This is a genomic window from Pseudomonas citronellolis (assembly GCF_001586155.1).
In the GTDB taxonomy this organism is placed as follows: Bacteria; Pseudomonadota; Gammaproteobacteria; order Pseudomonadales; family Pseudomonadaceae; genus Pseudomonas; species Pseudomonas citronellolis.
In genome coordinates, this window is record NZ_CP014158.1 from 6,673,039 (window position 1) to 6,685,735 (window position 12,697).

General features: G+C 65.7%; 10 protein-coding genes. 5 read left to right on the forward strand and 5 right to left on the reverse strand.

Going from position 1 to position 12,697, the window contains the following annotated elements; all coding sequences use genetic code 11:
- Positions 1-57 precede the first annotated feature (57 nt).
- Together PcP3B5_RS29095 and PcP3B5_RS29100 are read right to left on the reverse strand one after the other, a co-directional pair.
- Positions 58-1,416: a glutamine synthetase family protein gene (locus PcP3B5_RS29095; protein WP_009613996.1), complete on the reverse strand. Its 1,359-nt coding sequence runs from the start codon at positions 1,414-1,416 to the stop codon at positions 58-60.
- 42 nt (positions 1,417-1,458) lie between these two features.
- Entirely contained in the window at positions 1,459-2,211 is a 753-nt protein-coding gene (locus tag PcP3B5_RS29100) for a gamma-glutamyl-gamma-aminobutyrate hydrolase family protein (protein WP_061563076.1), read from the reverse strand.
- A gap of 277 nt (positions 2,212-2,488) precedes the next feature.
- Here PcP3B5_RS29100 and PcP3B5_RS29105 point away from each other — a divergent pair, with 277 nt between their 5' ends.
- The 5 genes from PcP3B5_RS29105 (at position 2,489) to aguA (ending at position 8,140) form a co-directional block, all read left to right on the forward strand.
- Complete coding sequence (locus PcP3B5_RS29105; protein WP_009613998.1) at positions 2,489-3,865, forward strand: glutamine synthetase family protein; 1,377 nt, start codon at positions 2,489-2,491, stop codon at positions 3,863-3,865.
- Positions 3,866-4,028: 163 nt separating this feature from the next.
- Positions 4,029-5,087 (forward strand): polyamine ABC transporter substrate-binding protein, encoded by a 1,059-nt coding sequence (locus PcP3B5_RS29110; RefSeq protein WP_058488067.1) that lies wholly within the window; start codon positions 4,029-4,031, stop codon positions 5,085-5,087.
- A 91-nt stretch (positions 5,088-5,178) separates the two neighbouring features.
- Positions 5,179-5,811: a TetR/AcrR family transcriptional regulator gene (locus PcP3B5_RS29115; RefSeq protein ID WP_009614000.1), complete on the forward strand. Its 633-nt coding sequence runs from the start codon at positions 5,179-5,181 to the stop codon at positions 5,809-5,811.
- Between the two features lie 278 nt (positions 5,812-6,089).
- Positions 6,090-6,971, forward strand: coding sequence for an N-carbamoylputrescine amidase (gene aguB, locus PcP3B5_RS29120; protein WP_058070853.1), 882 nt, complete (start codon positions 6,090-6,092; stop codon positions 6,969-6,971).
- A gap of 65 nt (positions 6,972-7,036) precedes the next feature.
- Entirely contained in the window at positions 7,037-8,140 is a 1,104-nt protein-coding gene (gene aguA, locus PcP3B5_RS29125) for an agmatine deiminase (protein ID WP_058488065.1), read from the forward strand.
- 275 nt (positions 8,141-8,415) lie between these two features.
- On the opposite strand, the gene PcP3B5_RS29130 is transcribed toward aguA, so the two are convergent.
- From PcP3B5_RS29130 to desA, 3 genes are all read right to left on the reverse strand, one after another.
- Positions 8,416-9,780 carry an OprD family porin gene (locus PcP3B5_RS29130; RefSeq protein WP_009614008.1) on the reverse strand — a complete coding sequence of 455 codons (1,365 nt, stop codon included), beginning with the start codon at positions 9,778-9,780 and terminating at the stop codon, positions 8,416-8,418.
- Positions 9,781-10,376: 596 nt separating this feature from the next.
- Positions 10,377-11,348 carry a GGDEF domain-containing protein gene (locus PcP3B5_RS29135; RefSeq protein ID WP_009614010.1) on the reverse strand — a complete coding sequence of 324 codons (972 nt, stop codon included), beginning with the start codon at positions 11,346-11,348 and terminating at the stop codon, positions 10,377-10,379.
- Between the two features lie 126 nt (positions 11,349-11,474).
- A complete protein-coding gene (gene desA, locus PcP3B5_RS29140) occupies positions 11,475-12,656 on the reverse strand; it encodes a delta-9 fatty acid desaturase DesA (protein WP_009614012.1) in 1,182 nt (393 codons plus the stop codon).
- Between the last annotated feature and the right edge of the window lie 41 nt (positions 12,657-12,697).

Sequence of the window (12,697 nt, forward strand, 5' to 3'; positions counted from 1 at the left end):
TAAAACCTCTCTGTAATGAACACGGGGCCCGGCCGGCAGGGCCGGGCCCCACGCCGATCAGACGGACAGCAGGAGGAACTCCCGCTCCCAGGAACTGATCACCCGCTTGAAGTTCTCGTGCTCGGCGCGTTTCACCGCGACGTAGCCGCGGATGAACTTGCTGCCCAGGTACTGTTCAAGGGTCTTGCTGCCTTCCATGGTTTCCAGTGCCGCCTCGATGGTCAGCGGCAGGCGCAGGTTACGTCGTTCGTAGCCGCGGCCCTTGACCTGGGCACTGGGTTTGATGCCTTCGACCATGCCGATGTAGCCGCACAGCAGGCTGGCGGCCAGGGCCAGGTAGGGGTTGGCGTCGGCGCCGGCCAGGCGGTTTTCCACGCGGCGGTTCTCCGGGTTGGAATCCGGCACGCGCAGGCCCACGGTGCGGTTCTCCTCGCCCCACTCGACGTTCACCGGCGCCGAGGTGTCGGGCAGGAAGCGGCGGAACGAGTTGACGTTCGGGGCGAACAGCGGCAGGGCCTCGGGGATGAAGCGCTGCAGGCCGCCGACGTGGTGCAGGAACAGCTCGCTCATGGTGCCGTCGGCATTGGAGAAGATGTTCTTGCCGGTCTTGATGTCGACGATGCTCTGGTGCAGGTGCATGGCGCTGCCCGGCTCGCCGGTCATCGGCTTGGCCATGAAGGTCGCGGCCACGTTGTGCTTGAGCGCGGCCTCGCGCATGGTGCGCTTGAACACCAGTATCTGGTCGGCCAGGTCCAGGGCGTCGCCGTGACGGAAGTTGATTTCCATCTGCGCGGTGCCTTCCTCGTGGATCAGCGTGTCCAGGTCCAGGCCCTGGGCCTCGCACCAGTCGTACATGTCCTCGAACAGCGGGTCGAACTCGTTCGCCGCATCGATGGAGAAGGACTGGCGGCCGGTTTCCTGGCGCCCGGAACGGCCCACGGGGGCCTGCAGCGGGTAGTCGGGGTCGTCGCTGCGCTTGGTCAGGTAGAACTCCATCTCCGGCGCCACGATCGGCTTCCAGCCCTTGTCGGCGTAGAGCTTGAGCACGCGCTTGAGAATGTTGCGCGGCGACAGCTCGATGGGGTTGCCGAGCTTGTCGTAGGTGTCGTGGATGACCATCGCGGTGGGCTCGATGGCCCAGGGGACGAGGAACACGGCATTCTCGTCCGGGCGGCAGACCATATCGATGTCGGCCGGGTCCAGCAGGTCGTAGTAGATGTCGTCCTCGACGTAATCACCGGTCACGGTCTGCAGGAGCACGGACTCCGGCAGGCGCATGCCCTTCTCGTTGAGGAACTTGTTGGTCGGCGCGATCTTGCCCCGGGCAATCCCGGTCAGGTCGGCGATCATGCATTCCACTTCGGTGATCTTGCGTTCCTTCAGCCAGCCGGTCAGCTGGTCTAGCTTGGTAGTCATAAAGACCTCAGGGTTTTGAGAGCCCGGCCCCAACCGCCGGACTCAACGTTGCCCCGCCCTCTTGCTGCAGGCTTTGCCGAATGCCTGGAAGATGGCGAGATAGTTGGGATTGGATCGGACCTGCCACTCCGGGTGCCACTGCACACCGAGGGCGAAGGCCGTGGCGCCTTCTACGGAGAAGGCCTCGACCAACCCGTCAGGCGCCAGTGCTTCTACGCGAAGGCCCGGCGCCAGACGTGCAACGCCTTGGCCATGAATGGAATTGACCTGGATCTGCGCCGGCAAGCCGATGCCGGCCAGAATGCCGCCCGGCTGCACGTCGACGACGTGGCGCGGGGCGTACTGCACCTCGACCGGCTGGTTGGCCGGCTCGCGGTGGTCCATGAAGCCTGGAGTTTCGTGCACCTTCTGGTGCAGCGTGCCGCCTAGAGCCACGTTGATCTCCTGGAACCCGCGGCAGATGCCGAGCAACGGCACGCCGGCGGCGATCGCAGCGCGAATGAGCGGCAGTGTAGTAGCGTCACGGGCGATGTCATGCAAAGTGCCTGCATCGCTCTCGGGGCCACTATAATGATGGGGCTCGACGTTCGACGGTGATCCGCTGAACAGCAGCCCATCGAGGCTGGAGAGCAAGGTGTCCTGGTCAAGCGATTCGCCCAGGGCTGGAATGATCAGCGGTAGACCATTGGCCCCGGCCACCACGGCACTGACGTATTTGTCACCGACGGTATGGCTGGGTTTATGACCGACTTGCCTGACGCAGGCGGTCACGCCGATTAACGGCAGGCGAGACATGGGACACCCGTGCTTGTAAGTGTTATGGGTTGCGACCGAGCTTAGCGCTGTTCATTTTTTTACACAATAGTCCTGTAAAAAATTGCACACGCCTCTCTGAACATCCCATGGCAGCACGCTTTCACGGCCCCTGAGACAGGCCGAAATGCCCCAGGAATGGCCACCTTGCACCATCAGCGGGCAGGAAGTGGCGCTATTGACATCAACAGGCCTTTCGGATTGACTCACAGCCTAGCCCCCGCATGATTGATATTTTTAACAATAAAGGTGTTGCACCATGTCGGTACCCCCGAGTGCCGTTCCGCTCTCAGAAGCGACCGAGTTCCTCAAGGAACACCCCGAGGTCCAGTTCGTCGACCTCCTTATTGCAGATATGAATGGCGTGGTTCGCGGCAAGCGCATCGAGCGCAGCAACCTGCCGAAAGTCTACGAGAAAGGCATCAACCTCCCCGCCTCGCTGTTCGCCCTCGACATCACCGGCTCCACCGTTGAAAGCACCGGCCTGGGCCTGGATATCGGCGACGCCGACCGTGTCTGCTATCCCATCCCCAACACCATAGCCATGGAGCCCTGGCAGAAGCGTCCGACCGCGCAACTGCTGATGACCATGCATGAAATGGAAGGCGAGCCGTTCTTCGCCGACCCTCGCGAGGTACTGCGCCAGGTCGTCCAGAAGTTCACCGACATGGGCCTGTCCATCGTCGCGGCCTTCGAGCTGGAGTTCTACCTGATCGACCAGGAGAACGTGAACGGCCGCCCGCAGCCGCCGCGCTCGCCCATCTCCGGCAAGCGCCCGCAGTCGGTGCAGGTGTATTCCATCGACGACCTCGACGAGTACGCCGACTGCCTGCAGGACATCATCGACGGCGCCCGCGCCCAGGGCATCCCGGCCGACGCCATCGTCAAGGAGAGCGCCCCGGCGCAGTTCGAGGTCAACCTCCACCACGTCAACGACGCGCTCAAGGCCTGCGACTACGCGGTGCTGCTCAAGCGCCTGATCAAGAACGTGGCATACGACCATGAAATGGACTCGACCTTCATGGCCAAGCCCTACCCGGGCCAGGCCGGCAACGGTCTGCACGTCCACGTGTCGCTGCTGGACAAGGATGGCAAGAACATCTTCGCCAGCGAGGATCCCGAGCAGAACGCCGCGTTGCGTCACGCGATCGGCGGTGTGCTCGAGACCCTGCCCGCCTCCATGGCCTTCCTCTGCCCGAACGTCAACTCCTACCGCCGCTTCGGCTCGGCCTTCTTCGTGCCGAACGCGCCGAGCTGGGGCCTGGACAACCGCACCGTGGCGCTGCGCGTGCCCACCGGCGCGCCGGAAGCGGTGCGCCTGGAACACCGCGTGGCCGGTGCCGACGCCAACCCCTACCTGCTGCTGGCCGCGGTCCTCGCCGGCGTCCACCACGGCCTGGTCAACAAGGTCGAGCCGGGCGCGCCGATCGAAGGCAACGCCTACGATCAGCTGGAGCAGAGCCTGCCGAACAACCTGCGCGATGCCCTGCGCGAGCTGGACGACAGCGACGTGATGAACAAGTACATCAGCCCCGAGTACATCGACATCTTCGTCGCGTGCAAGGAACACGAGATGCAGGAGTTCGAGTATTCGATCTCCGACCTCGAGTACAACTGGTACCTGCACACCGTATAAGCAACACCCCAGGCGACGCCGGCCCCGCGCCGGCGTTCGTCTGACCGCCCTGCCCGCCGGGCGGGCGCCCCGCCGTACCCTGCTCTGCCGCACCACGCTGCAACCAAGCCCCCGGGATGGCCGCCGGCCGTCCATGCTGTGCCTTGACATAGGGAGAATGCCAATGCCACGCCTGCTCGCCCCGCTGTTGCTGCTGCTCTGCCCGCTGTTCGTCCAGGCCGAGGACGTCATCCGCGTCTACAACTGGAACGACTACATCGCCCCGGAAGCGCTCAAGGACTTCGAGAAGGCCAGCGGTGTCCGCGTCGAATACCACACCTACAGCACCGCCGAAGAACTCAAGCAGGCGCTGCGCTCCGGCGAGAAGATCGACGTCGCCGTCCCCTCCCACAACGACCTGCCGCAGCTGATCAAGGACAAGCTGATCCAGCCGCTGGACTTCACCCGCCTGCCCAACCGCAGCCACCTCGACCCGCAGCTGATGAGCAAGCTGGCCGCCGTCGACCCCGACAACCGCCACGCCGTGCCCTATTTGTGGGGCGCCGTGGGCCTGGCGGTGAACCAGCCGCAGGCCGAGAAGGCCCTGGGCGGGCCGGTGCCGGACAGCTGGAGCCTGCTGTTCGACCCGCAATACAGCGCGCGCCTGAAGAGCTGCGGGCTGAGCCTGCTGGACGCGCCCGACGAAACCTTCTCGGTGCTGATGAACTACCAGGGGCGCAACTTCGCCCGCAGCGCGCCCACGCAGATCCGCCGCGCCGGCCAGGTGCTCCAGGCGCTGCGCCCGAACCTGCGCTACATCGACAGCGAGCGCTACATCCAGGACCTCAACGACGGCAAGCTGTGCGTGGCCATGGCCTGGGTCGGCGACGCCCTGCATGCGGCTCGCGCCGGGCAGCCGGTGCACTTCATGGTGCCGCAGGAGGGCTCGGTGCTGTTCATCGACAACCTGGTGGTGCCCAGCAGCGCCCAGCATCCGGACCTGGCCCTGCGCTTCATCGACTTCATGCTGCAGCCGAAGGTCGCCGCCCAGGTCACCGCCGCCACCCTCTACCCGAACGCCAACGTCGACGCCGCGGCCTTCCTCGACGCCGAGCTGCGCCAGCAGCCGGGCCTGTACCCGGACCAGGAGACCAAGCGCCGCCTGTTCGCCCTGGAAACCGCCCCGGAGAAGACCGCGCCGGTGTTCAAGGAAACCTGGGACAAGCTGCTGGCCGACCACTGACGGCCAGCGGCGCGGCGCGCGCCAGGGGCCGCGAACTTGCTCCGGACGCATGAGCTGGCGTCCAATAGCCCGCTCATGCCCGGAGAACCCCATGCCCGCCCCCACCAGCTCCCGCAAGCCCCGCGCCAGCAGCCAGGCGCGCATCGCCAGCATCCTCGACGCCGCCCGCGCGCTGCTCGCCGAAGACGGCACCGCCGGCCTGTCGATCTACGCCGTGGCGGAGCGGGCGGACATACCGCCGTCCTCGGTTTACCACTTCTTCCCCAGCGTGCCGGCGCTGCTGCAGGCGCTGACCGGCGAGGTCCACGCCGCCTTCCGCGCCTGCCTGGCGGCGCCGGTGGACCACGACGCCCTGCGCGACTGGCGCGACCTCTCGCGGCTGGTGGAGGAGCGCATGCTCGCCGTCTACGCCGGCGACGCCGCGGCGCGCCAGCTGATCCTCGCCAGCCACGGCCTGGCCGAGGTGACCCTCGCCGACCGCCAGCACGACATGGAGCTGGGCCGCTCCATGCAGGCCCTGTTCGACCACCACTTCCACCTGCCCGAACTGCCCCGGGACATCGAAGTGTTCAGCCTGGCCATGGAACTGGGCGACCGCGTCTACGCCCTCTCGGTGCAACGCCACGGACGCATAGAACCGCGCCTGGCCGAGGAAGGGATGCGGGTGTTCGATGCCTATCTGTCGCTGTATCTGCCGCCCTTCCTGCCTAAACGGCAGCTATAGGAAAACGGCAGCTGTAAGCGGCAAGCCTCAAGCTGCAAGCAAGAGCCGCTTTCGCTTGCGGCTTGAAGCTTATCGCCCACAGCTTTAAGTCCGATATTTATCTGTCTTTTTATCGGATTCGATGCCGCGATAGAGAAATACCGCTTCAAAAGTCGATTTTTATCGGATATAAATCGCCCCAGCGCCGCGAAAGACGTCGACCTCACGCCTTCTCGCAGCACCCCACGGCCGCCGCCCAACCCGGAAGGCCGATAAGTATCCGAATAAAAAGGTGTTCCATGACTCGTACCGTCACCGTCGCCGCCACCCAGATGGCGTGCTCCTGGGATGTCCAGGCCAACATCGCCAACGCCGAGAAGCTGGTGCGCCAGGCGGCCGCCCAGGGCGCGCAGATCATCCTGATCCAGGAACTGTTCGAAACCCCCTACTTCTGCCAGAAGCCCAACGCCGACTACACCCAGCTGGCCACCCCGGTGGAAGAGAACCCGGCGATCCTGCACTTCCAGAAGGTCGCCGCCGAGCTGAAAGTCGTGCTGCCGATCAGCTTCTTCGAGCGCGCCGGCCGCGCACGCTTCAACAGCATCGCCATCATCGACGCCGACGGCAGCAACCTGGGTGTCTACCGCAAGAGCCACATCCCCGACGGCCCCGGCTACCACGAGAAGTACTACTTCAACCCCGGCGACACCGGCTTCAAGGTCTGGGACACCGCCTACGCGCGCATCGGCGTCGGCATCTGCTGGGACCAGTGGTTCCCCGAGTGCGCCCGCAGCATGGCGCTGATGGGCGCCGAGGTGCTGTTCTACCCGACCGCCATCGGCAGCGAGCCGCACGACGCCAGCATCACCTCCCGCGACCACTGGCAGCGCGTGCAGCAGGGCCATGCCGGCGCCAACCTGATGCCGCTGGTGGCCTCCAACCGCATCGGCAAGGAAGAGCAGGACGGCTACGACATCACCTTCTACGGCTCCTCCTTCATCGCCGATCAATTCGGCAAGAAGGTCCAGGAACTGAACGAGACCGAGGAAGGCATCCTGCTGCACAGCTTCGATCTGGACGCCCTGGAGAAGATCCGTACCGCCTGGGGTGTGTTCCGCGACCGCCGTCCGAACCTATACTGGCCGATCGCGACCCTCGACGGAGAGAACCTCTCCGAGTGACCTCGCGCGGCGGGAGGCGATCCCTTCCGCCGCTTCGTCCGTAGCTGCCCGCATCTGGTGACCCCATGACCACTCTGACCAGTACCCCCCGCGCCGATGGCTTCCGCATGCCGGCGGAATGGGAACCCCACACCCAGACCTGGATGGTCTGGCCCGAGCGCCCGGACAACTGGCGCCTGGGCGGCAAGCCGGCGCAGGCCGCCTTCAGCGCCGTGGCCGAGGCCATCGCGCGCTTCGAGCCGGTCACCGTCTGCGTTTCCGCCGCGCAGTTCGAGAACGCCCGCGCGCGCCTGAGCGACGCCATCCGGGTGATCGAGATCAGCAACGACGACGCCTGGGTGCGCGACACCGGGCCGACCTTCGTGGTCGACGACCAGGGCGGCGTGCGCGGCGTGGACTGGACCTTCAACGCCTGGGGCGGCCTCGACGGCGGCCTGTACTTCCCCTGGCTGCGCGACGACCAGGTGGCGGCGAAGATCCTCCAGGTCGAGCGCTGCGATCGCTACCGCACCGAAGGTTTCGTGCTCGAAGGCGGCTCCATCCACGTGGATGGCGAAGGCACCCTGATCACCACCGAGGAATGCCTGCTCAACCGCAACCGCAACCCGCACCTGTCCCGCGAGGAGATCGAGCAGGTCCTGCGCGAGCACCTGGCGGTGGACAGCGTGATCTGGCTGCCGGACGGCCTGTACAACGACGAGACCAACGGCCACGTCGACAACTTCTGCTGCTACGTGCGCCCCGGCGAAGTGCTGCTGGCCTGGACCGACGACGCCAACGACCCCAACTACCCGCGCTGCCAGGCCGCCATGCGCGTGCTGGAGCAGGTGCGCGACGCCAAGGGCCGCCAACTGGTGGTGCACAAGATGCCGATCCCCGGCCCGCTGCACGCCACCGAGGAAGAGTGCGCCGGCGTCGACCTGGTGGAAGGCAGCCAGGAGCGCGACCCGTCGATCCGCCTGGCCGGCTCCTACGTGAACTTCCTGATCGTCAACGGCGGCATCGTCGCGCCGAGCTTCGACGACCCGAAGGACGCCGAGGCCAAGGCCATCCTCCAGCGCGTGTTCCCCGAGCACGAAGTGGTGATGGTGCCGGGCCGGGAAATCCTCCTGGGCGGCGGCAACATCCACTGCATCACCCAGCAGCAACCGGCGCCGCAGAAGCGCTGAGCCGGTAGCCGCCAACGAAAAGGCCGTCTCCCCGCGAGGGGAGACGGCCTTTTTCGTCACGGCACACTTCGTAGGATGGGTTGGGCGAAGCGATACCCATCGCCATGCCCGACCGGGCGCTGGTGTTCCGGCCGGCGGCGTATAACCGCGAACGGTCATACGCCCTACGCCCCCACGCCATACCCATGTAGGAGCGCGCCCTGCGCGCGAAATCGCGGGCAGGGCCCGCTCCTACAGGTCCCCCCTCCGGCGCGCTCCTACGGAAAGCCCCGGGCCTAGAACAGCGGCAGGGTGTAGCTGACGATCAGGCGGTTCTCGTCCTGGTCGCGCTGGGCCGGGGTGGCGCCCTGGGCCGGCAGGCCGCTGCGCAGCGAGGCGTTCTTCCAGGTGAAGCCCAGGCCCTTGAAGGTGCCGTCCGGGATCACGTAGGCCAGGCTGATGTCGCGCTCCCACTCGCTCTGGTCGCCGCGGGCGGTGTCGATGTTGTCGCCGCGCAGGTACAGGGCCTGGAAGGTCAAGCCCGGCAGGCCGGCCTGGGCGAAGTCGTAGCCGTAGCGGGCCTGCCAGGTACGCTCACCGGCGCGCAGGAACTTGCCGATCTGCACGTCGGTGATCAGGTAGGCGGTGGCGCCATCGCCGTTGTTGATGAACGGGAAGTCGCTGTCGCCGCTGAGCTGCTGGTAGCCGACGCCGAAGCTGTGGCCGCTGACGATGTAGGTGAACAGGCCGCTGTAGGCCTTGTTGTCGACCTCGCCCTTGGTCACGCCGTTGCCGTAGTAGCCGGAGGTGTAGTAGCGCGAGTCGTGGCTGTTCTTGCCGTCGTCGCTGCTGTTGAAGTAGCGCAGGTCGGTCTTCAGCACGCCCGGGCCGATCGCCCAGTTGTGCTGCAGGCCGAGGAAGTGCTGTTTGTAGAAGTCCTGCAGGTTGCCGTAGTAGTACTGCAGGGTCAGGTCCTTGGTCAGCTTGTAGTCGACGCCGCCGTAGTAGAACTTGTTGACGAACTCGCCGGTGCGCGCGTTGTTGGCGCCGGCGATGGACAGGCCCTCGTTGTTGCTCGAACTGCGGCCCTTGGTGTGTTCCAGCTGGCCGCCGATCAGGGTCAGGTCCTTGAACTCGTTGGAGGTGATCTGACCGCCCTCGAAGGTCTGCGGCAGCAGACGGCCGTCGTTGTAGGTCACCACCGGCAGCTTGGGCAGCAGGGTGCCGTAGCGCAGTTCGGTGGAGGAAACCTTCACCTTGGCGGTCGCCCCCAGGTGCGAGAAGTCGTCCACCGCGCGGCCATCGCCATCGGTGGGGAACACGGTGCCCGAGAAGCTGGAGCTGGTCGGGTTGTAGTGGGTGCCCTTGCCGCTGTCCAGGCGCACGCCCAGCAGGCCCAGGGCATCGACGCCGAAGCCGACGGTGCCTTCGGTGAAGCCGGAGGTGTAGTTCAGCAGGAAGCCCTGGCCCCACTCCTCCTGCTTGCTCGGCTCGGCGGTGCCGTTGCGGTTGTCGCTGTTGATGTAGAAGTTGCGCAGGGTCAGGCTGGCCTTGCTGTCCTCGATGAAGCCGCCGGCGCTGGCCAGCGGAACATGGGCGCCAAGGGCAGCGGCCGCCACGGCCAACGCCAGGGTGGATTGCGTGATGTTACGACTCTTCATTGGTAATCCCCATTTATTGATCTTGTGTGAAGTCGGCAAAGCGCCAGGCGCCGCGTGGCGCGAATCCCACCGGACAGCCGCGCGGCCGGGCACGGCCCGGGCCTGCAGGCGAACGGCGGTCGTCAGATCGGTCGCCCCTGGGCGGGGTCTCTACGTGGGCAGGCAGGCAGGAAGGAACTTGCGGAAAGGCATGGCAGCGTCATGGTGAATGCTCGTGTCTTGTTCTTGTGGGCGAAGCCTGAGGCTTCACCCCGACATGGCAATCCGCGGGCCAATCGGCCCGGCACACCCCGACACGTGGATTGGCGCGGGTTGGCGTCCCGTAGCCTGGTCCTTCGCTGCGCGCTGGTCAGCGGAAATCCGCCACCTTTCCCGGCCTGGCTGGCGGTTTGTCGCCATGCTCGCCGGACTTCATTGCCTGGACCCTGCGGCCACGCTGGGGGCAACGATAAGCAATCGGAAATAAATCCAAAAAGAATTAATTATTAAAATGTAATTCCTTATTGGAATAAATAATGCGCCCGTATCCCTTCCCGGTCCATTTCCCGGAAGGGGTACGCGCAGGGCGCAAGAGAGGCAGTGGGCCGGGCCGCCGATCAGGCCTGTTCGATACGGTCCTTGCCGTTGCGCTTGGCCTGGTAGAGCGCGGCGTCGGCCCGGCCGTAGAGCGCCGAGAGGTTCTCGTCGTGGGGCTGCAGCAGGGTCAGGCCCTGGCTGACGCTGATACCGAAGGTCTGCTCGTCTTCCTTGAAGCGCAGCCGCTGCACCTCGCGCTGCAGGCGCTCGCCGATCTGCCGGGCGGTCACCTGGTCGCAGCCGGGCAGCAGCACGGCGAACTCCTCGCCGCCGATGCGGCCGAACAGGTCGCCGCGGCGCAGCGCCCCGGAGGCGCACTGGGCCACGCGCTGCAGCACACGGTCGCCGACCTGGTGGCCATAGCGGTCGTTGACCTTCTTGAAGTCGTCCACGTCCAGCAGCAGGAAGGCCAGGGCCGTGCCGGCCTGCTTGGATTCGTTGAAGGCCTGCTCGGCGTTGTCGAAGAAGTAGCGGCGGTTGCTGCTCTGCGTCAGCACGTCGGTGGTGGCCAGGCGCTGCAGCTCGCTTTCCAGGTGTTTCTTGTCGGTGATGTCCTCGGCGATGCCGACCACCATCAGCGGCAGGCCCGCCTCGCTGTGCTGGCTGATGAAGCACTTGTCGCTGAGCCAGCGCACCTCGCCGTCGGCGCGCAGGATGCGGTACTCGCGCTGCTCCACGGCGCCGCGCTCGAGCACCTGCAGCAGGCTGCTGGCGGCGTAGTCGAGGTCGTCGGGGTAGATGGCGTTGAGCCATTCGTTGTAGTCGGCCAGCAGCAGGGCCGCCGAGCGGCCGAAGATGCTTTCGTAGGCGGGGCTGACGTAGACCATGCGCTGGGCCTGCCAGTCGAAGGCCCAGAGCACCGCATTGACGCTGGCCAGCAGGGCGCTGAAGAGTTGCTCGCGTTCTTTCAGGCGCTCCACCTCGGCGCGGCTGTGCAGCAATGCCAGCAGCGCTTCGTCGAGATCCTGCGGCGCCCTGTACCTATCGTCCATGTCTCAGCTTCCCACAACTAATCGAGAGGTCTATGACCGCAAAATTAGCTAAGCGCTCGACAAAAAAAGAAAAAGCCCGCCGAACGGCGGGCTTTTTGTGATGCACATCTCAGTTATCAGGCCAACTCAGACAGCCGGGCGCAGCGAGTAGGTCTTCAGCTGTTCGGCGAAGTCGCGCAGCGACTGGATGCCGCTGGCCTCGGCCTCCTGCACCCACTGCTTGATGGCGGCCAGCATGTCGTGGCCGTTGGCGCTGGTCTTCTGCCAGATCTGCTGCAGCGCCAGGCGCTTCTCGTAGATCACCTGCAACGCCTGGCTGTGCTGCAGCAGGCGCTCGATGCGCGCGTGGTGGCGTTCCTCCAGCAGGCTGGTCTCGCGCGAGAGCAGGCGCTTGCCGCGGCGGAACAGGTGGCGCACCGAGGCATCGGCCTTGGCCAGCTCCTGCTTGACCAGCGGGCCGATCACCAGCTTGCGGTACTGGGCCATGATCTGGAAGCGGTTGTTGAGGATGGCCATGGCGGTGTCCATGTCCAGGCTGCCCTTGCCTTCCACCCGGTGGGCGATAGGCGCCACCCGCGCCACCTTGGCCAGGCGCAGGAAGCAGAACAGCTTGATCCAGGCCCAGCCCAGGTCGAACTCCCACTTCTTCACCGACAGCTTGGCCGAGTTCGGGTAGGTGTGGTGGTTGTTGTGCAGCTCCTCGCCGCCAATGACGATGCCCCAGGGCACCAGGTTGGTGGCGGCGTCGCGGCACTCGAAGTTGCGGTAGCCCACGGCGTGGCCCAGGCCGTTGATGACGCCGGCCGCCCAGAACGGGATCCAGGCCATCTGCACGGCCCACACGGTCAGGCCGAGGGCGCCGAACAGGGCCACGTCGATCAGCACCATCAGGGCGATGCCGCCCAGCGGGAAGCGGCCGTAGAGGTTGCGCTCCAGCCAGTCGTCCGGGCAGTTCTTGCCGTAGATGCGCAGGGTGTCGGCGTTCTTCGCTTCCTCGCGGTAGAGCTCGGCGCCCTTGCGCAGCACGGTGCCCAGGCCCTTGTACACGGGGCTGTGCGGGTCGTCTGCGGTCTCGCACTTGGCGTGGTGCTTGCGATGGATGGCGGTCCACTCGCGGGTGTTCATCCCGGTGGTCATCCACAGCCAGAAACGGAAGAAGTGTTGCAGCGCCGGATGCAGCTCGAGGGCGCGGTGGGCGGAATAGCGGTGAAGGTAGACCGTCACGCTGACGATGGTGATGTGGGTGAGCACCAGCGTGACCACGATCAGTTGCCACAGCGGCAGGTCAAGGAAACCGTTGTACCACATGAATGATAATGAACCTCGGAAATGGTCGGCAGCCCAGGCAA